Source organism: Halorubrum lacusprofundi ATCC 49239 (assembly GCF_000022205.1).
Lineage (GTDB): Archaea > Halobacteriota > Halobacteria > Halobacteriales > Haloferacaceae > Halorubrum > Halorubrum lacusprofundi.
Window position 1 is genome coordinate 2,501,661 of record NC_012029.1, and the last position, 19,087, is coordinate 2,520,747.

At 66.2% G+C, this 19,087-nt stretch carries 22 protein-coding genes, 1 tRNA gene and 1 pseudogene; 14 read left to right on the forward strand and 10 right to left on the reverse strand.

Annotation, left to right across the window (positions count from 1 at the left end; translation table 11 throughout):
- Positions 1-44 precede the first annotated feature (44 nt).
- Entirely contained in the window at positions 45-1,196 is a 1,152-nt protein-coding gene (locus HLAC_RS12520; RefSeq protein WP_015911208.1) for an ABC transporter ATP-binding protein, read from the forward strand.
- A gap of 46 nt (positions 1,197-1,242) precedes the next feature.
- On the opposite strand, the gene HLAC_RS12525 is transcribed toward HLAC_RS12520, so the two are convergent.
- The 3 genes from HLAC_RS12525 to HLAC_RS12535 all read right to left on the reverse strand — a co-directional run bounded on the left by HLAC_RS12525 (position 1,243) and on the right by HLAC_RS12535 (position 2,953).
- Positions 1,243-1,923 (reverse strand): hypothetical protein, encoded by a 681-nt coding sequence (locus HLAC_RS12525; protein WP_015911209.1) that lies wholly within the window; start codon positions 1,921-1,923, stop codon positions 1,243-1,245.
- A 69-nt stretch (positions 1,924-1,992) separates the two neighbouring features.
- The gene (locus HLAC_RS12530; RefSeq protein WP_015911210.1) at positions 1,993-2,412 is read right to left on the reverse strand and encodes an SHOCT domain-containing protein; all 420 of its coding nucleotides are present in this window, start codon (positions 2,410-2,412) and stop codon (positions 1,993-1,995) included.
- Between the two features lie 61 nt (positions 2,413-2,473).
- The gene (locus HLAC_RS12535; protein WP_015911211.1) at positions 2,474-2,953 is read right to left on the reverse strand and encodes a DUF192 domain-containing protein; all 480 of its coding nucleotides are present in this window, start codon (positions 2,951-2,953) and stop codon (positions 2,474-2,476) included.
- 61 nt (positions 2,954-3,014) lie between these two features.
- Between HLAC_RS12535 and HLAC_RS12540 the strand changes: the two genes are divergently transcribed.
- From HLAC_RS12540 to HLAC_RS12555, 4 genes are all read left to right on the forward strand, one after another.
- Positions 3,015-3,088: transfer RNA gene (locus HLAC_RS12540), tRNA-Val, on the forward strand.
- 253 nt (positions 3,089-3,341) lie between these two features.
- Entirely contained in the window at positions 3,342-4,016 is a 675-nt protein-coding gene (locus HLAC_RS12545; protein ID WP_015911212.1) for an HVO_2922 family protein, read from the forward strand.
- Between the two features lie 7 nt (positions 4,017-4,023).
- On the forward strand, positions 4,024-4,533 hold the full coding sequence (locus tag HLAC_RS12550) for a DUF5518 domain-containing protein (RefSeq protein ID WP_015911213.1): 510 nt from the start codon (positions 4,024-4,026) through the stop codon (positions 4,531-4,533).
- Positions 4,534-4,632: 99 nt separating this feature from the next.
- On the forward strand, positions 4,633-5,802 hold the full coding sequence (locus tag HLAC_RS12555) for a DNA primase (protein ID WP_015911214.1): 1,170 nt from the start codon (positions 4,633-4,635) through the stop codon (positions 5,800-5,802).
- Between the two features lie 5 nt (positions 5,803-5,807).
- On the opposite strand, the gene HLAC_RS12560 is transcribed toward HLAC_RS12555, so the two are convergent.
- The gene (locus HLAC_RS12560; protein WP_015911215.1) at positions 5,808-6,026 is read right to left on the reverse strand and encodes a DUF7472 family protein; all 219 of its coding nucleotides are present in this window, start codon (positions 6,024-6,026) and stop codon (positions 5,808-5,810) included.
- A gap of 179 nt (positions 6,027-6,205) precedes the next feature.
- On the opposite strand from HLAC_RS12560, the gene HLAC_RS12565 reads away from it, so the two are divergent.
- Positions 6,206-6,862, forward strand: a complete 657-nt coding sequence (locus HLAC_RS12565; protein ID WP_049933602.1) for an SWIM zinc finger family protein — start codon at positions 6,206-6,208, stop codon at positions 6,860-6,862.
- On the opposite strand, the gene HLAC_RS12570 is transcribed toward HLAC_RS12565, so the two are convergent.
- The 4 genes from HLAC_RS12570 to HLAC_RS12585 all read right to left on the reverse strand — a co-directional run bounded on the left by HLAC_RS12570 (position 6,843) and on the right by HLAC_RS12585 (position 9,193).
- Entirely contained in the window at positions 6,843-7,034 is a 192-nt protein-coding gene (locus HLAC_RS12570) for a hypothetical protein (protein WP_015911217.1), read from the reverse strand. The genes HLAC_RS12565 and HLAC_RS12570 overlap by 20 nt on opposite strands.
- Positions 7,035-7,163: 129 nt before the next feature.
- Positions 7,164-7,502: a 50S ribosomal protein P1 gene (gene rpl12p, locus HLAC_RS12575; protein WP_015911218.1), complete on the reverse strand. Its 339-nt coding sequence runs from the start codon at positions 7,500-7,502 to the stop codon at positions 7,164-7,166.
- Positions 7,503-7,520: 18 nt separating this feature from the next.
- Positions 7,521-8,558, reverse strand: a complete 1,038-nt coding sequence (locus HLAC_RS12580; protein WP_015911219.1) for a 50S ribosomal protein L10 — start codon at positions 8,556-8,558, stop codon at positions 7,521-7,523.
- Complete coding sequence (locus HLAC_RS12585; RefSeq protein WP_015911220.1) at positions 8,555-9,193, reverse strand: 50S ribosomal protein L1; 639 nt, start codon at positions 9,191-9,193, stop codon at positions 8,555-8,557. Before HLAC_RS12585 ends, HLAC_RS12580 begins: the two co-directional genes overlap by 4 nt.
- 304 nt (positions 9,194-9,497) lie before the next feature.
- On the opposite strand from HLAC_RS12585, the gene HLAC_RS12590 reads away from it, so the two are divergent.
- Positions 9,498-11,042 carry an acyl-CoA carboxylase subunit beta gene (locus tag HLAC_RS12590; RefSeq protein ID WP_049933758.1) on the forward strand — a complete coding sequence of 515 codons (1,545 nt, stop codon included), beginning with the start codon at positions 9,498-9,500 and terminating at the stop codon, positions 11,040-11,042.
- Positions 11,042-11,374, forward strand: a complete 333-nt coding sequence (locus tag HLAC_RS12595; RefSeq protein WP_015911222.1) for a DUF8022 family protein — start codon at positions 11,042-11,044, stop codon at positions 11,372-11,374. The genes HLAC_RS12590 and HLAC_RS12595 overlap by 1 nt, the downstream gene beginning before the upstream one ends.
- 126 nt (positions 11,375-11,500) lie before the next feature.
- Here the strand turns inward: HLAC_RS12595 and HLAC_RS12600 are convergent, their stop codons facing one another.
- Positions 11,501-11,749: a DUF7987 family protein gene (locus HLAC_RS12600; protein ID WP_015911223.1), complete on the reverse strand. Its 249-nt coding sequence runs from the start codon at positions 11,747-11,749 to the stop codon at positions 11,501-11,503.
- Between the two features lie 113 nt (positions 11,750-11,862).
- Positions 11,863-13,113: pseudogene (locus tag HLAC_RS12605) on the reverse strand (RNA-guided endonuclease InsQ/TnpB family protein).
- A 225-nt stretch (positions 13,114-13,338) separates the two neighbouring features.
- Here HLAC_RS12605 and HLAC_RS12610 point away from each other — a divergent pair.
- The 6 genes from HLAC_RS12610 to HLAC_RS12635 all read left to right on the forward strand — a co-directional run bounded on the left by HLAC_RS12610 (position 13,339) and on the right by HLAC_RS12635 (position 19,080).
- Entirely contained in the window at positions 13,339-15,219 is a 1,881-nt protein-coding gene (locus tag HLAC_RS12610; RefSeq protein WP_015911224.1) for an acetyl-CoA carboxylase biotin carboxylase subunit, read from the forward strand.
- Between the two features lie 126 nt (positions 15,220-15,345).
- Positions 15,346-15,693 (forward strand): hypothetical protein, encoded by a 348-nt coding sequence (locus tag HLAC_RS12615; protein WP_015911225.1) that lies wholly within the window; start codon positions 15,346-15,348, stop codon positions 15,691-15,693.
- A gap of 125 nt (positions 15,694-15,818) precedes the next feature.
- On the forward strand, positions 15,819-16,319 hold the full coding sequence (locus HLAC_RS12620) for a TRAM domain-containing protein (RefSeq protein WP_015911226.1): 501 nt from the start codon (positions 15,819-15,821) through the stop codon (positions 16,317-16,319).
- Between the two features lie 144 nt (positions 16,320-16,463).
- A complete protein-coding gene (locus HLAC_RS12625) occupies positions 16,464-16,967 on the forward strand; it encodes a Tfx family DNA-binding protein (RefSeq protein WP_015911227.1) in 504 nt (167 codons plus the stop codon).
- A 126-nt stretch (positions 16,968-17,093) separates the two neighbouring features.
- A complete protein-coding gene (locus tag HLAC_RS12630) occupies positions 17,094-17,921 on the forward strand; it encodes an MBL fold metallo-hydrolase (RefSeq protein ID WP_015911228.1) in 828 nt (275 codons plus the stop codon).
- A 37-nt stretch (positions 17,922-17,958) separates the two neighbouring features.
- Positions 17,959-19,080, forward strand: coding sequence for a molybdopterin-dependent oxidoreductase (locus HLAC_RS12635; protein ID WP_015911229.1), 1,122 nt, complete (start codon positions 17,959-17,961; stop codon positions 19,078-19,080).
- The last annotated feature ends 7 nt before the right edge of the window (positions 19,081-19,087 follow it).

Genomic DNA, 19,087 nt, shown 5'->3' on the forward strand with positions numbered 1-19,087 from the left:
GCGACGCGCAAACGACCACACGACACCGACCACAACACACAGATATGGCAACGCTTGAACTCAACTCGATAACGAAGACGTTCCAGGACGGCGACGAGGAAATCGTCGCGGTCGACGATGTGTCGATGTCGATCGACGACGGCGAGTTCCTCGTCGTCGTCGGTCCGTCCGGCTGCGGGAAGTCCACGACGCTCCGGATGATCGCTGGCTTGGAGACGATCACCTCCGGCACGCTCAGCATCGACGATCGCGTCGTTAACGACGTGAAATCACAGGACCGGGATATCGCGATGGTGTTCCAGTCGTACGCGCTCTACCCGCACATGAGTGTCCGGCAGAACATGTCATTCGGACTGGAGGAATCGACGGACCTCCTCGACGACGAGATTAACCGGATGGTGTCTGAAACCGGCGAGATGCTCGGAATTTCGCCGCTGCTCGATCGAAAGCCGAGCGATCTCTCGGGCGGGCAACAGCAGCGCGTCGCACTCGGCCGCGCCATCGTCCGCGACCCTGAGGTGTTCCTGATGGACGAGCCCCTCAGCAACCTCGACGCGAAGCTCCGTGCGGAGATGCGGACGGAACTACAGCGGCTTCAGAACGATCTCGGTGTGACGACGGTGTACGTCACGCACGACCAGACCGAGGCGATGACGATGGGCGATCGGATCGCCATCCTCGACGGCGGCAAACTGCAGCAGATCGCGTCGCCGCTGAAGTGCTACCACGAGCCGGCCAACCAGTTCGTCGCGAGCTTCCTCGGCGAGCCCTCGATGAACTTCTTCGACGTGACGCTCGACGGCGACCGGCTGGTCGGTGACGTCTTCGAGTATCCCATCGGCGACGACGTGCGTGTGGACCTCGGAGAGACGGCCGATCTTGTCATGGGGATTCGTCCCGAGGCGATCAAGCTCGTCGCGAGCAAGTCCGACGCACACGAGTTCGAAATGACCGTCGACGTCGTCGAACCGATGGGCGACGAGAACACGGTGTACCTCCATTTCGACCCCGACGCAGACCCCGAGTCCGCTGCGACCCTCGTCGCGACGATCGACGGGTTCACGCAGGTCAGTGAGGGAGACTCGGTCGTCGCGCAGATTCCGGAGGACGCGATCCACATCTTTGATCGCGTCACCGGCGAGGCGCTCCACAACCGGTCGATGAAGGACGCCGCTGATCAGGTCAACCTCGCCTGACCGGATCCGGAACCGTTTCGATTTTTCCGTTTTTCGCGGGTCGCCGTCACCAGTAGCCAGTTCGATCGACGCTCTCGGCGATGAGCGCCGCGGCGGCGACGTGGGCGTAGGCACACCACCCAAGCACGAGGAGCGCGGCGACGCTCCGTGTGGCCGTCGCTGCAAGCGCGCTCCATGCGACGACGACGAGCACGGTCGCGCCCACCCACGCGAGGAAGTACGTGCTCGACGCCGTACCGCGGAGAGCGTCCCGCCGGAGACCCGCACGGAGTCCGTCTCGAACGCTCACGACGGCCGCCGCCGGGAAGAGGTACCCACAGACGACCGTGACGAGCAGCGCGGCGGTCGCGAGGGTCGCGAGCGTCACGCCGCCCAGCGCGTCCGGAACCGTCCCGCTCGCGACGACGTAGCCGGCGGCGACCACAGTGATAGCCGCAGGGAGGAGGTAGACGGTAGCGACGCCGAGGAGCCGACCGGCGAGACGCACCGTATCGGTTGTCGCCAGCGGGGGGAACCCGCCTCCGGCGAGGACACCTCCGAGGAGGCCGAGAAACGCGAGCAGAGGAGCGACGGCGAGCAGAAGCGGTGCCACCAACGCCCAGTCGGGCCAGAGGCGTGCTGCAAACCGAAGCAGCACCCCGCTGAACAGGAGCGCTGCGAGACACTTCGCGGTGCCGTCTAACCGCGTTCGATCGGCAAGCGGGTACCGGAGTGCGTCGACAAACACGTCAGATCCTCTCGCTAGCGCCGCGCAAAACGATGACGGTCGCGGTCGAGATCTGGATCGGGATCGGGATCACTCGCGAACCCGCTCGACTTCGCGCCGGAGTCCGTCGCGAACGCGCTCGGCGAGGTCCTCGGCGTCGCTGCGGTCGACGGTCTCGGCGTCTTCGGTCTCCAGCAGCCGGTCGAGCTTGCGCTCGAACTCGCGCTCGTCGATCTCGCCGCGAGCGTAGCGCTCGCGGAGCGCGCGGAGGGCGGGGTCGTCGGGGGCATTGGCGTCGGAGTCGTCGCTATCCTCGTCGGGCACCGGCTTCGTCAGCGTGTGAAGGACGGGCAACGCGACGAACAGCCCGAAGAACCAGACGAGCGGCAGCGACCACCAGAGCCCGGTGATGAGCGGGGCGGCGACGCCGATACCGATCACGAGGAGCGCGAATATCCGCCGCCAGCGGTGGCGAAGGTTCCACGCGATCCGGCGAGAGAGACCGGTCATGGCTTGGTCGACGCCCGCGAAGGGCAAATCGGTTTCGTCGCGGGGTACGGTTTTGTCGCGGTCAGTCCACCTCGAAGACGAGCCGGTCACCCGGCCCGACACCGTTGCGCTCGCTCCACCCTCGCGGCGCTTCGAGGACGTACCGACCGGTGCCCGCATAGCGGGTGTACGGGCGCGAGTCGGGCGCCGCCTCGTGGATCTCGGTGACGGTGCCGTTCGGCGCGACGAAGACGATGTCGAGCCCGAACGACATTCCTCGCATCACGTAGGCGTGTTTGCCCGTCTCGTCGTGGACGAACAGCATTCCCTCGTCGTCGGCGAGCTCGTCAGTCTCGGAGAGGCCGACGTACTGCTTCGCGAAGCCGTCTGCGACGCGCGTCTCGACGGTTGCGAGCGAGTCGCCCGTCTCGCCGTCGACCGCCTCGACGGTCGTGGTGTCGTAGCCGGCGATCAGGAGGGCCGGGTTCGCCGCGATCGCCGCGACGAGCAGGAGGGCGATGGCGCCGAGGGCGCTAGCGATCGCGAGGAGGCGGCGGTTCACGATCGATCCTTGCGCCGCAGAAAGAAACCGTTTTCCGCTGCCGGCGGGTTTGAAACTCTGAGGGCTCGTGGTCTAGCTGGTCATGACGCGGCCTTTACAAGGCTGAGGTCGGCGGTTCGAACCCGCCCGAGCCCATTTCTGGGACGAACGAAGTGCGTCACAGAAATGTATGTGAGGGCGGGTTCGAACCCGCCCGAACTCCCACGCGATGAGGATCGATCGAGACATAGGTGCGACTGGTGGTGTCGATCGGTCGTGAGTCGGCGCGATCAGCTACTCTGCGGTGACCACTCGGAGGCGCGCGCCACCGCACAGCCATTTATAAGTGCATACTGATTGACTAGAGTCAGCCATAGCGTTTTGTGTGCCCGCCGTGACGGGAGCGTGTATGCCCGAAAAAGCGGTTCACGAGTCGCGGCAGTCACGGAGCCGACAGGCGCTTGCCACCTACTTCCGACGCATCGCACGGGCGCTCGGTCGCGGGGAACCGGTCCCCGTCGACGACGCCGGTACGGTGACGGTCGATCCGGCCCCAGAACAAGAGGTCGAGATCGAACTCGAACGCGAGGACGGGATGGTCCACTTCGAGATTGAGATGGAGTGGCCGGAGACGGAGGGTGAGATCAACGACGACGCTGCCGCGAGCAAGGCGGCCTTCGAACTATACACAGACAGCGTCGACGAGTGGCGCTGGCGGCTCGTCCACGACAACGGGAACATCATCGCCGACGGCGGCGGTGGGTACTCGGACAAACGCGACGCCAAGTCGGGCATCGAGAGCGTCCAGCGGAACGCGCCCGGCGCCCACGTGATCGACATCTCTCGCGACGAGGAGGCACCCGACGAAGGAGGGAGCGACGCCACCTTCGAGATATTCAGGGACACGGCGGACGAACACCGCTGGCGGCTCCGCCACGACAACGGGAACGTCATCGCCGACGGCGGACAGGGGTACGCCTCCAAACAGAAAGCGAAACAGGGACTTAACAGCGTGAAGTCGAACGCGCCCGGCGCGGCAGTCGAGGAGGCGGGAGACGGCGAGCCAACTGACGAGGAGGAGTAGCCGAACGATGGTCCCCGACGACACACCCTCCACTGACGACATCGCTTCCACCGACGCTCGCTCCCCAGGCGCGGACAGCACCGCATCGACCGACTTCCTCGCCCCCGGAGACGGTACCCCCGCGGACTTGGTCGACGTACTCGTCTACGGGATCGTAGGCGGAATCGCCGGCTCGGTTCTGTCGTTCGTCCCCTTCGCCACCGTGCTCGGCGGCGCGGTCGCCGGCTACCTCTGTGGCGGCCGGTCGAGCGACGCGCTCAAGGCGGGCGCGGTCGCCGGCTACCTCTGTGGCGGCCGGTCGAGCGACGCGCTCAAGGCGGGCACGGTCGCCGGGGTCGTGATGACCCTACCATTCGTGGCCGTCGTGTTCTTCCTGCTGTTCTTCCTCGGATTCGCCGGAGCGCCCGCGGAGTTCGGGCTTATCGCGCTGTTCGTGATCGGCGTCGCCGTCATCTACACCCTCGGGTCCGGGATCGTCGGCGGGGTCCTCGGGCACTACCTCCGCGGGCGGCTCTAAGTCCGTCTCACGTGGTTCTCACCTGCTCCCCGATGCACCCATCCGCGCCGACGCGGACCGCACCGCTTATTCGCCGCCCGTTGCTACCTCGGCCCGGACATGGACGCGCTCGACGCCAAGTACCCGTTCTTCGCGACCGCCCGCGAGGCGGTCGCCGACGCCGCGGTGTCGCTGCCGGAGCTCGTCGCGGCCGACGCGCCGGCGGTCGAGCGCGCCCGCGAACGCGTGGAACGCGCTCTGATGGACGGGACGGTCGCGTCCGAGAGTGGCGCCTTCCCCACCGAGTCGGCCTACGACACGCAGGCCGAGTTGCTCTCGTATCCGATCGCACGGATCCTCGTCTCGCTGCTTGACTCCGACCCCGCGATCGAGAAGTACGCCGCCGCCGAGGCCGCAACCGCGATCGACCGGATCCGCGAGGACCTCGCGACCGACGACGAGCTGCGGTCGATGTCGACGCCGACCGTCGCGCTAGACGACGTACTCGCCGAGTTCGACCTCGCGGATGCGGTGCGACCGGAATCGCTCCGATCCGACCCGGGGACCGGCGGCACAACCGCGACAGGGTCCGGCTCCGCCCCCGGCCGCGACCCGGAACACTACTGGATCGCCGTGGGACCGTATCTTCGGCTCACGTCGCCCTCGTGGGGTGAGTCGTGGCGGCTCGTCAACCGCGCGCTCGACGACGGCGAGGTGCGCATCTCCCGTGAGGAGCTTCTGGATGCGCTCGAAGCCGCGGTCGAAGATCGGGTCCGAGAGGGCCTCCCGTTCGAACTCGCCGCCGGGGAGGGGATCGCCGCCGAGCTCGAATCCGGCGTCGCAGACCTCAAGCGGCTGCTCTCCGAGCGCACCTACGCCGGCCCGGTCGATGTGGTCGCCCCTGACCTGTTCCCGCCCTGCATGCGGAACCTGATCGAGAAGGCCGAGCGCGGCACAGAGCTCTCCCCGCCGGAGTCGTTCGCGCTGATGGCGTTTCTCGTCGGAATCGGGATGACGCCCGACGAGGTAGTGACGTTTTGCGCCGACACGAGCCTCGACGCCGAAGGTATCCGATACCAGACCGAGTACCTGAGCGATGACCGGGGGAGCCAGTACCCGCCGCCGACCTGCGAGACGCTGGCGAACTACGGGATCTGCCACAACGAGGACGACCACATGCAGGTCGCTGCCGACCCACTCGCGTACTACGAGGCGCGCGTGGACAAAGCCGACGAGATCACCGACTGGCGCGAGCAGAACGCGGCCGCAGGAAAAGCCGAAATCGAGTAGTCGTCCTACGCGTCGTCGTCGCTCGCGCGGATGAGGTACGCGCCGACGAGTGCCATCAGCAACACGAACGCGGCGAGCAGCGCAACGAGGGCGATCGCGCCCGTCTCCGGCAGCCCTTCGGGACCGCCGAACGCGACCCCGATCCCGACCAGTCCGGCGACGAAGATCGCGGCCGCCGACAGCGAGACCACGATCTGTCGACGGAGCTCCGCGTCGATTTCCATATCCGCGAGTTTCCGTCGCCACTAAAAAAGGACTTCGATGAGGGCGGCGAGGTCAGCACGGTCGAGTCGACGAGGGCGTTCCGAACGTGGAATATCCGCGCTCGACCCATCTCAGCGGCGTATTTATCCGTTTCCGTCTCGTATATTGACGTGAAGCGAGAGTCCTCTCGCAGTCACTTATGACGCACACCCGAGACGCATCCGCGTCAACAGCCGGCGAAACGACCCCGTCGCGAGAGCCGTCCTCGACGCCGCCAGCGGCGTCTTCCGGCGAGCACGACAACCGATCCACGCGCGCCGTCACGGAAGAGATGACGATCCGCCCGCTTCGCGACCGGCGCTACGTCGTCGAGACCGACGGCGGCACCTACGTGGTTGCGCTTGACGCCGGCACCTGTACCTGCCCGGACCACGCGATCCGCGGCTCGCGCTGCAAGCACCTCCGCCGCGTTGCGATGGAGGTGACCGCGGGGTCCATCCCCGCCCCCGACCAGCGTATCGGCGCCTGTGCGGTCTGTGGCGCGGAGACGTTCGTCCCGTTCGACGCCGGCGGCTCGCACCTCTGTGACCGACACGCGTTCGAACCGGGCGCGATCGTCCGCGATCGCGAGACGGGGAAACGACTCATCGTCGTCGCAGTCACGACCGACCGGGCCGACGCCTACCGGACCGACGAGGGGCGTGTCATCGCCGAGTACCCCACGAACGCCGGCTACGGCGCCCACGAACCCGTCGTCGAGGCGGTCTACGCGGACTCGCTCCGGCCGGGACGGAGCGTCGCGGACTGCGACCGGTACGGGTTCCCCGCCTCGCGGCTCACCCGGCGAGATGACTGATGTCCCGACGGAGCGTGTACCCCTTCGGCACTCCGACGGCACCCAGACACTCCTCGCACAGCACTCGCTCGTAGTCTCGGTTCGTCTCCTTCTCGAGCAGCGAGACATCCTCGATCGGGAACACCGACTCGCACCGATCGCACTCGACCTTGTCGCCGTCGACGATCTTCATCACCTCTCCGTTTCCGAGATCGGTATATAAACTCGTGGACGACGTTATCACTCCGGATAGCGAAGTTCAATAAAAATCGGATGTTTGAGAGTCGGTCGACGCGGTCGAAGTCTCGGCTATCGTCCGGCGTTAGCCGAAGAGCTCGCCGAGGCCCTCGCCGCCGTCGTCGTCCTCGTCCTCGTCGTCCGCCGCTTCCTCGGCGGCGTCGTCCTCGTCGTCGCTCTCGTCGGCGGCCTCGTCGGCGTCCGCGGCGTCCGCGGAGCCGCCCGCGGCGGCGCCGGCGGCGGGGGCCGCGGCGGCCGTCTCGATGGCCTCCTCGATGTCGACGTCCTCCAGCGCGGCGACGAGCGCCTTGACGCGGGATTCCTCGACGTCGACGCCGGCGGCTTCGAGCACGCCGGTGACGTTGTCTTCGTTGATCTCTTCGCCAGTCTCGTTCAGGATGAGCGCAGCGTAAACGTATTCCATTGGTGTATCCTCGTGGTGTTATCCGAACATCGCGCCGAGACCGTCGCCGCCGTCGTCGCCGTCGTCGGCGTCGTCGTCGGCTGCCTCAGCGTCGTCCGTGTCGTCTTCTTCCTCCGCCTGTTCCTCTTCCTCGTCGGCGTCGTCCGTCTCAGGAGCCGGGGCAGCTTCGACGCCCTGCAGCTCCTCGGGAAGCGCCTCCTCGTCGTCGATCTGGGCCGCGAGCGAGCGGAGCTGGGCGTCGGCCTTCCCGATGAGGTCGGGCACGACGTCCGGGCTCTCGATCTCCGCGAACAGTCCGACGGACTTGGCCTCGCCGGACGCCTTCGCGAGAAGGGTGCCGGCGGTGGCGGCCGTCGGGTACGCGGCGTTGACCGAGAGGTTTCGCGCGGCGGCGGCCGCCGAGCGGATGTCCGCTTCGTACTCGTCGACGTCGATTTCGAGCTCGTCCGGCTCGAACAGGACGCCCTCGGAGTAGACGCCCTTGAGGTCGAGTCCGACTTCCTTCGGCTCGATGCCGAGTTCGGTCAGGACGTTCGCGAGGTCGTCGTCGACGACCTCGCCCTCTTCGAGGACCTTCGAGTCCTCGGTGACCATGATCGAGCCGTCCTGAATGCGCGCGGCGGCCCCGACAGTCTGGAGCTCGCCGACGAACGGTCCCGGGTCGACGCCCGTGTCACCCTCGGGGATGACGACGTCGTTGGGGGCGACCTCGCCCGCGTTGATCGGGGCGGGGGTCTTCGAGGCTTCCAGCTGCTTGAAGAGGCCGAACGGGTTGTCGTTCGTGCCGATGAGCGCGACCTGACCCGCGACGTACTGGGTCAGCTCTTCGACGCCGTCGTTTACCTCTTCGAGCGCACGGACGGTGAGCGTGTTGCGGCTCATCCGGACGTCCGCGGAGCCGTGCAGCTCGCGGCGCATGGCCTGAAGCTGGCGGCTCGGGATGCCGGCGACGCCGACGATCCCGACGGAGTTGAACGACTCGATAAAGTCGACGAGCTCGTCGACCTCCTCCTGTTTCCACTGCGGGATCGTCTCGGTCTTGCGGACCGAGCTCATACGGGCACCTCCTTGGCGGGACCCATCGTGGTCTTCACGTAGATCCCGTCAATGTTGAGCGGGCCCTTCTCGAGGCTCGCTTCGAGCCGCCGGATGATGACGTCGATGTTGTCCGAGATCGCGTCGGGGCCCATATCCTCGGCACCGACACGGGTGTGGAACGTGCGCCGGTCACGCGACCGGAGCTGCACCGTGTTCTTCATCCGGTTGACTGTGTCGACGATGTCGTCGTCCGGCTGTAGTGGGGTAGGCATCTTCCCGCGCGGACCGAGGACGGTACCGAGGTACCGACCGATGTCCTGCATCAGGTTGGCCTCTGCGACGAAGAAGTCGGTCTCGTCGGCCAGGTCCTTTGCGCGGTCGTCGTCGTCTCCTAAGTCCTCAAGGTCGTCGCTGTCAAGCACTTGATCAGCAACTTCCTGAGCGCGGACGGCGGTTTCGCCCTCCGCGAAGACGACGATCTGTGTCTCCTGCCCCGTTCCAGCCGGCAGCACGACGGACTCGTCGATTCGGTTCGACGGATCGTTGAGGTCGAGGTCTCGCAGGTTGATCGCGATGTCCACGGTCTCGCGGAAGTTCCGCTCGGGCGCATCGTCGAGTGCGAGGGTTACGGCCTCTTGTATTGTGTCTGCCATTTTCACCTCCGTAGTACGCAGGTCGCTCCTACGGGTCAGTGAAACAGGCGAAGCCTGTCTCACCGGAAAGTGGTCCATCGGAGGTTTAAAAGCGTCGAACCGGCCGTCAGAGAGTGAACCCGAGACAGGGGCCGTGCGGACGGTTCCTCAACGCGAGGTCCTGCTTCGACACCGAGTTCGACGCCGGGCCCCGCTTCGATACCGAGTTCGACGCCTGTCGAAGGCGAAAACGTCGCATAGGGGAACCCTTTTGATGCCGCTCGCCGACCCACGAGGTAATGACTCAGGGTGGTCCGGCGTGACGATGGACGACCGTATCGAGGATCTCCGCGAGCGTCGAGAGCGGGCGGCACTCGGCGGCGGCGAGGATCGGATCGAGTCCCAACACGAGAAGGGGAAGATGACCGCGCGCGAGCGGGTCGACTACTTCCTCGACGACGGGACGTTCCACGAGTTCGACCGGTTCCGCACCCACCGGAACAACAATTTCGGAATGGAGGAACAGCAGATTCCGGGCGACGGTGTCGTCACGGGATACGGCGAGGTGAACGGCCGGAAAACGTTCGTCTTCGCACACGATTTCACCGTCTTCGGCGGGTCGCTCGGCGAGGTGTTCGCCGAGAAAGTCTGCAAAGTGATGGACAAAGCGATGGATGTCGGCGCGCCCGTGGTCGGACTCAACGACTCCGCGGGTGCCCGCATTCAGGAGGGCGTCGCCTCGCTCGGCGGATTCGCTGAGATCTTCCGGCGCAACACGGAGGCGTCCGGCGTGATCCCGCAGATATCGGCGATTATGGGCCCGTGCGCCGGGGGTGCGGTCTACTCTCCGGCGATCACGGACTTCACGTTCATGGTCAAAGACACCTCGCACATGTTCATCACCGGCCCGGACGTCATTGAGACCGTCACGGGCGAGGAGGTGAGCTTCGAGGAGCTCGGCGGCGCAGTCACCCACTCGTCGACCTCCGGCGTCGCGCACTTCGCAGAGGAGAGCGAGGAGGACGCGCTCGACGACATCGCGCGACTGCTCTCGTACCTCCCCGCCAACAACGTCGAGGATCCGCCGCGCGTCGAGCCGTGGGATGATCCCGAGCGCACCGACGACGAGTTGGGCGACATCGTTCCCGACGCCCCGCGAAAGCCGTACGACATGAAGGACGTGATCGGCAGCGTCGTCGACGAGGGCTCCTTCTTCGAGGTGCAGGAGAACTTCGCGAAGAACATCGTCGTCGGGTTTGCCCGGCTCGACGGCCACTCGGTCGGGATCGTCGCCAACAACCCCCGCGTGAACGCGGGCACGCTCGACATCGAGTCGAGCCAGAAGGGCGCCCGATTCGTCCGCTTCTGCGACGCGTTCAACATCCCCATCCTCACCTTCGAGGACGTGCCCGGGTTCATGCCGGGAACCGATCAGGAGCACAACGGGATCATCCGCCACGGTGCGAAGTTGCTGTACGCCTTCTCGGAGGCGACGGTTCCCCTCCTGACCGTCATCACCCGAAAGGCGTACGGCGGAGCCTACTGCGTGATGTCGTCGAAGCATATCGGCGGCGACGTGAACTACGCGTGGCCGACCGCCGAGATCGCGGTGATGGGGCCGAAAGGCGCCGTCAACGTGCTCTATCGCGAGGAATTGGCAGCGGCCGACGACCCCGACGCGCGCCGACAGGAGCTCATCGACGAGTACCGCGAGGAGTTCGCGAACCCGTACACCGCCGCCGACCGCGGCTTCGTCGACGACGTGATCGAGCCCACGGAGACGCGCGCACGGCTGATCGACGACCTGACGATGCTGAAGGGGAAGCGCTCGGAGGCACCTGAGAAGAAGCACGGCAACATCCCGATCTGATGGCGACCGACGCATCTGAATCAGACGATGTCGCACCGAGGTCGGGTGACACCGCACCCGGCGTATCAGCCGTCCTCGACGGTCTGTCGATCCCGGAGCACGCCGACGACGCGGAGGCAGCCGCTATCGCCGCCGCGGTCGCGGCCCACCTCCGAGATGGCGAGCGTGCCGCGGCGGCCGCGGCCGCCGCGGCGGACGACAACCCGGACTGGGAGGGCAAGCGCTGGTCGTTCGCTGGTCGAGTCGACCGCCTGCAGAATCGATCGGTCCGCGTTCCCGTCGACGCGCCGACGGACCCGTGGACCGCAGCCGGACGCGCCGACCGGTTCTGAGTCGAAACGCGCGCATACCCTAGGCGGCAGACCTCGGTGGGTTGCGGCGATTTGACCGCCACACGAATCCTTCACAGAGTGTGTCCGAGGGTATCACCGATTGCGTAGATATCTATGGCCGCCGGATCACGCCTCGCGCGACTCGTCGGCGTCGCTGTCGCCGTCTCCAATCCCCTCGGTCGGCTCGTCGCGCCAGTCGTTGGTCGAGCCGCCGCCGAGGATCCGATTGAGGACGATCGGCACGACGCCCGCGAGGAAGGCAAGGATGCCGATCCGGACCAGCAACGAGGCGTCCGTCAGAAGCGTTACGGCGAGATACGCGCCCGCCGCGACCAGCACCGACGGCAACACGTAGGGATTTCCGGCCGAGAGCATGTCCGGATGTGGCGGCCGGCAGGCTCTTAACCGTCTCGGGAAGTCGCGGGGGTGACATCCTCCCCGGCGTAAACGCCGGGGCTTCCCGTACCGCAGGTGGGATATTTGCTGGTTTACGATACAACCTGTTCTCTCGGGCGAACCGTCCCGCTCTCGCGGTCGAACAGGTGTACCGATGGCTGTGCCACACAGCCGTTACTCCTATCCTCTCCGTGAGGACTCGGAGTTATCTTCTGGCGCATGTTCTCCGCCCCGTTACAATCCGCATTGGCTACCAATTCACACGACGAACACACGTACAATCCACGTTCGACACGGTTTGACGTCGTGTCGTCGCCACACCGTGAACACGTCTTCGAGGTGTCCCATTCGTTCTCTTTCAGTACTTCGACTCCACGTTCTTCGCCCTTGTATTCGAGGTACTGGTAGATGCGATCGAACGCCCACGTGTGGAGTTTCTTGTTGCCGGTCTTCCCCCAGTCGGAGTCTCGAACGTCTTCAGGCCAGCTCACTGCCAGCGTTCCAACACCACGTTCGACACACTCTGTGATGATGGTGTCTGAGAGAACGTGGAAAAAGTGTGTCTCGCGGTCAGCAAGTTTTCTACGTGCCCACGTCGACTTGTTAGATGGGCCGTTTTTACCTTCCGTGTCGTACTCTGAACGCTTGAAGTAGTGTTTGTCCTGCTTGATCGAGTTACCGGGATACAAGACGTATTCGTCCGGAAATGCGACCGTAGCGATGTTTGTGATGCCGAGGTCAATCCCCGCTACTTCATTTCCTGTGGAGTCGTTGGTTTTGAGCTTGACTTTACAGACGAAGTGTAGTTCCCACTCGTCACCGTTCCAGACCGCACGAACGTTCTGTACCGAGTTGACTTCTGAGAGATCAACGTCAGGGCGGGTCTGGTATTCGCACAGCAGGAAATCCGACCAATACCCCTTGAGATTGGAACCTTTCGAGAGTCGGACGCGGTTGTTGTCGGGGTCGTGTTTGAACCCGTCTTCTTTGAATGAGACCGTACTGCGCGGTCGTTCGTCTCCGTGTTTGCGGTAGCCGGGAGGATTCGCCGTGTCGTCTTTCTGCCGCAGGTCGAACCATGACTGGAAAGCGTCAGAAAGTTCTTCAATGACTTTCTGACTCGATTGTGCGTTCAAGTCCTTCCAGCACGCTTGGTTCTTCATGTACGCTTTCAGAACGCTCACATCGGGAATTTTGCCAGTTTCGTCCCAGATGCGGTTCGCTGTCCACCGTGCGACGTTTCAGATTTTCGAGGCGGAATCACCGAGCAAATCCAGACCACTCTGTACCTGACGCTGGTTCTGTATGGAACCAATGTAGGTACGAGTAACCTGAATCGCCATATATAGCCTATGTAGATTAATTGAGTTAATAGTTCGGAATAGCGTTGAATATCCGTCCATAGCGTCGTTGGCGGATCGTTTGGGGTTGTCGGATTCACTCTCGCCGTAAACGGCGGGATTCTCTCCTCGGGGAAAGATAGCCGACGGAGTACGACAATCGTCGTCACCGTTCGTCGTCACGGACCGATAGAATGAGGTGGGTTATGGTGGAAGGAACGTGCAGGAATGTTCGATAAGGTTCTGGTCGCGAACCGCGGAGAAATCGCGGTTCGGGTGATGCGCGCCTGTGCTGAGCTGGGTGTCGACACCGTCGCCGTCTACAGCGACGCGGACAAACACGCGGGTCACGTCCGGTACGCGGACGAGGCGTACAACGTGGGACCGGCCCGCGCTGCCGACTCGTACCTCGACGGCGAGGCGGTCGTCGAGGCCGCGAAGGCGGCCGACGCCGACGCGATCCACCCCGGCTACGGCTTCCTCGCGGAGAACGCCGACTTCGCGGCCCGCGTCGAGGCGACCGACGGGATCACCTGGGTCGGTCCGTCGAGCGACGCGATGGAGCGGCTCGGGGAGAAGACCCACGCGCGCCGCGTGATGGACGACGCCGACGTGCCCATCGTCCCCGGGACGACCGAGCCCGTTACCGACGTCGAGGCGGTGACCGAGTTCGGCGACGAGCACGGCTACCCCGTCGCGATCAAAGCCGAGGGCGGCGGCGGCGGCCGCGGGATGAAAGTCGTCGAGAGTGCCGACGAGGCCGAGAAGGCCCTCGAATCCGCGAAACGCGAGGGCGAGGCGTACTTCTCGAACGACTCCGTCTACCTCGAACGCTATCTACAGAACCCCCGCCACATCGAGGTCCAGATCGTCGCAGACGACCCCGAGGGTAACGGGTCCCTCGACGAGAGCGACGTGGTCCACCTCGGCGAGCGCGACTGCTCGCTCCAGCGCCGCTACCAGAAGGTGATCGAAGAGGGGCCTTCCCCCGCGCTCTCCGACGAACTGCGCGAGCAGATCGGCGAGTCCGCTCGCCGCGGCGTCGCCGCCGCCGACTACACCAACGCCGGCACCGTCGAGTTCCTCGTCGAGGAGGACGTGGACCGCGACCCGTCGGACCTGCTCGGGCCGGACACGCCCTTCTACTTCCTCGAAGTCAACACGCGGATTCAGGTCGAACACACCGTCACGGAGGAGCTGACGGGGATCGACATCGTGAAAGAGCAGCTCCGGGTCGCCGCCGGGGAGGGCATCTCCGTCTCGCAGGACGACGTCGAGCTTGACGGCCACGCGATCGAGTTCCGGATCAACGCCGAGAACGCCGCCGCCGACTTCCAGCCCGCCAACGAGGGACGCTTGGAGACCTACGACCCACCGGGCGGAATCGGCGTCCGCGTCGACGACGCGCTCCGACAGGGCGACGAGCTGGTCACCGACTACGATTCGATGATCGCGAAGCTGATCGTGTGGGGTTCGGACCGCGAGGAGTGTCTCGCGCGGTCGAAGCGCGCGCTCGCGGAGTACGACCTCGAAGGAGTCGTCACCATCGTCCCGTTCCATCGTCTCATGCTCGACGACGAGCGGTTCGTCGCGGGCACCCACACCACGAAGTACCTCGACGAGGAGCTCGATGAGGCGCTGGTCGCGGACGCACAGGAGAAGTGGGGCACCGAGTCGTCCGCGAGCGGCGACGACGATGAAGAGGTGTCCGAACGCGAGTTCACCGTCGAGGTGAACGGCAAGCGTTTCGAGGTCGAACTGGAGGAGCGCGGCGCACCCGCGATCCCGGTGCCGGAGGGCGGGATGGGCGGCGCCGGCGGCAGTGGTGGCGAGCAGCGGCCCCCGCAGGCGAAGTCCGACGACGGGAGTGACGACGGTGTCGACATCGCTGAGGGCGGCGAGGCGATCGAGGCGGAGATGCAGGGGACGATCCTCTCGGTCGACGTCGACGAGGGCGACGAGGTCGCCGCCGGCGACGTGGTCTGTGTGCTCGAAGCGATGAAGATGGAAAACGACGTGGTCGCCGAGCGCGGCGGCACCGTCGTGAGCGTTCACGCCGGCGAGGGCGACAGCGTCGATATGGGCGACGTGCTGATCGTGTTGGAGTAGCGCGGCGCAATCCCCAGCGCGATGGGTTTTAAGTGAGAGAGTGGTGTTGCTGTCGGCTGTTTAGAGCCGTCAGCGACTCCCGTCCTGACCGACGGTGTTTAACCGAACGCCCGAAAAGAGGGCGATATGGAGCCGGTCGACGACTGGCAGGCGGCGATCGCGGAGGCCGGGGAGCTGACCGGCCCGATCGCCGCGGCCGTCGTCGACGAACACGGCGACCGCGGGAAACGCGCCATAGAGGCGGTCGGCGAGGGACGGGTCAAGCGCTACCGCGATTTCACCGTCGTCGTCGGCCACGACGACGAGTACGTTATCGAGGACGGCGAGTGTACCTGCGCAGACGCGACCTACAACCTCGACGCCGAGGACCCCTCGGAGCGGTGCTGGCATGCGATCGCGGTCGACGTGGCGGACGCGGTCGACGCGGTCGATCACCACGATATGTGGTACTCGGAGGTCAGGGAGTTCCTCTAGGTCGGCGTTGGGACTCGACCGACTGATCGATTTACCCACCGTTCACCCGAATGAGGCGCCGATACGCCGGATTCATCGGCCGCCCAGTCGAAAACGTTTCAATGGCGGCCGGTCTCTTCTACGGTATGGCGGACTGTCCACTCGCCGACGATTGCCCCAGCTTCGACGAACGAATCGAGGGAATGGGGTGCCAACACTACGGCAACAAGGGCGGCGCGGAGTGGTGTAACCACTACGACATGCCCATCTACGAGCTGAAACAGCAACCGGTCCAGCCCGGCGAGGAAATCGTCGTCGAGGTCGACGACATCCACGAGAGCGGCGCCGGCGTGGGGCGTACCGACGACGGCTTCATCGTCCTCGTCGACGGCCTGCTCCCCCCGGCGCGTGCCGAGGTCCGGATCCACCGCGTGAAATCGAGCCACGCGACCGCGCAAGATGTCGTCGAGCGCCTCCCCGACGATCCGGAGGAAGGCGAGGGCGACGACGGCGACGGGGATGACCCCGCCGGCGACGACGTTGACGACGCCGACGACACCGAGGAAGATGACGGCAAAGGCGACCGGCGCCGCGACCGTCCCGACCGCGAACGGCTCGGCAGCCGCGAAAACTTCTGGGGCAAGTAGACCGTCCCGAGAGCGGTCCCACCCCACGGACAGTCCAGACGTTACCGATCCGTCGCCGACTCTGGTCCCGTTTTGCACCCTCTCTGTTCCGTCCACTCCCGTTGAAACCGCCGTTTTTTGGGCGCGCGTCTCCTGATGACACGTATGGTCGCAGACGACGGGCCCCCCGATCCAGACCGGGACCCTGACCCCGACAACGTCGACGCCGCGGCGCTGTTGGAGCGCGCGGGGTTCGACGCGGACGAGAGCGTCCTCACCCGCCGGCAGGCCGAGGTGCTGGCCCTCCGCGAACGGGGGCTCCGCCAGTCCGACATCGCGGACTGGCTGGGTACCTCCCGTGCGAACGTCTCTAGCGTCGAGGCCAGCGCCCGCAACAACGTGGCGAGCGCCCACGAGACGGTCGCGTTCGCGGAGGCGCTCGCCGCTCCCGTCCGCGTCGAGATTGAGGCGGGAACCGACCTCTATGACGCGCCGAAGCGCGTGTACGACGCCTGCGACGACGCGGGCGTGAAGGTGAACCAGACCGCACCCGACCTGATGAAGACGATCGGGGAGCGTGCGGGCGACGCGGTCCGCGGACGCGAGGTTCGCGATCGGCTGTTTGTCACCGTCGACACCAACGGCACGATCCGGGTGCGGCAGCCCTAACTCGAAGTGGTCGGAGGAACCCGGTTCTTCCTCTCGCGGCCGCCGGCTGGGCGGGTCGATCGCAGACGCCAAATCGACGGGTCGACCACGGACGCTAAGTCGGTGGGCCGTGGATGCCGAGCCGAGATGCGGGTCACCCTCCTCGGAACCGGCGACACGACCGGGACGCCGACGGTCGGCTGCGATTGCGACACCTGCGCCGCGGCGCGCGAGCGCGGGGTGTCGCGCTCGCGGTTCTCGGTCCACGTCGCGAACGAGCGCACAGGCGAGTCGCTACTCGTCGACTTCAGCCCCGATTTCCGGAGCCAGTTCCTCGACAACGACGTTCCGCTGCCCGACGCCGGCATCGTGACGCACATCCACTTCGACCACTTGGACGGGCTCGGCAACGTCTACCGGCTGGTCGACGGGCTCCCGGTCCACGCGCCGTCGGAGACCGATCCCGCGACCGACGAGAGCGTCGCCGAGACGATCCGAAGCAAGTACGACTACTTGGAAGACCGGATCGGCGTCCACTCCCGCGACCCGTTCGACCCGTTCGAGAGCTGCGGGTTTGAGGTTCGGTTCGTCCCCGTCGACCACCCGCCGCTCCTGTGTTACGGCGTCGTGATCGAAGACCCCGAGACGGGCGCCAAGCTCTCGTTGACGGGCGACACGAGCTACGACGTGCCAGAGCGGTCCCGCGACGCGCTCGCCGACGCCGACCTCCTGCTCGCCGACGCCATCGTCCCCGCGTCGCTTTGCGACCATCACCCGATCGGCGGGCGCCACGAGGGCCCGGACGGGGTCCCGCGCACGTTCGGCTCGAAACACATGACCCGGGAGGGCGCGCTCGCGCTTGCCGACGAGCTGGACGCGGACCGCACCCGCCTCGTCCACCTCGCGCACTTCTACCCGCCCGACGAAGCGTTCGAGGAGCCGCTGGCGGTGGATGGGGAAGTGTACGAGCTGTGACGACGCTTTTGTCCCGGTAGCACCTACCACGGCCGAGATGGACGTGAGATCCCGGATCGGTGGGGCGCTCGACCGGCTGGAGCCGCCGCCGCGCGCGGTCGACTGGTCACTTTTCGCGTTCGTCGTCGCCGAGGCGATGACCGGGCTCGTCTCGTTCACCGTCGGCGTCCCCGAGGGATGGCCGCTGTTCTGGCTCCACCGCGCGCTCGGGATCGGGATCGTCGCACTGCTCGCGTGGAAACTCGCGCGTGTCGGCCGTCGGCTCACGGATCCGAGCCTGTGGCGGCGGTCGACCGCGCTGTCAGTCCTGACGCTCGTCGCCGCGCTCGGCACGCTTGCGACCGGGATCGTCTGGGTGTTCGGGCTCGACGTGCGACTCTCCTACTGGACCCTCCTCTCCGTCCACGTCGGGTTCGGCCTCGCGCTCGTCCCGCTTGTAGCCGCGCACGCGGCGACTCGGTTCCGGCTCCCGCGACGGGTCGACTTCGAGCGGCGGCGCACCGCGATACGCTACACCGTCCTGCTGGCCGCGGGCGCGGCGACGTACCGCCTCCAGCAGGCCGCCAACGACGCGCTCGACACGGCCGGCTCCGACCGGAGATTCACCGGGTCACAGCCGCGGGAGGGCGAGGGGAACGGCGCGTTCCCGATCACCTCGTGGGTCGCCGACGACCCCGACCCGATCGACCGAGAACCCTACCGACTGATGGTCGACGGACTCGTCGTCGACCCGATCGCCCTCAACGCCAGCGACCTCGCCGCGGGCCACGAGACGGAGGCCCTGCTCGACTGCACCAGCGGCTGGTACACGGTCCAAGAGTGGGGCGGGATCCGCGTCGGCGACCTCCTCGACGCGGCCGGCGGGGTCGCGGCCGCGGGGGAAACCCCCGGTGCGGATTCCGACCGCGAGCCGGCATACGTCCGGTTCACGTCCGTGACGGGCTACCGCTGGAGCCTCCCGATCGAGGAGGCCGAGGACGCGCTGCTCGCAACGCACGTGGGCGGCGAGCGCCTCTCGCACGGGCACGGCGCGCCCGCTCGGCTGGTCGCGCCCGACAGGCGGGGGTTCCAGTGGGTGAAGTGGGTGACGCGGGTGGAAGTCAGGTCGGAGTACGACCTCGGCCAGTGGGTGGTGACGCTGGTGAGCGGGTTCGAGTAGCCGGCTC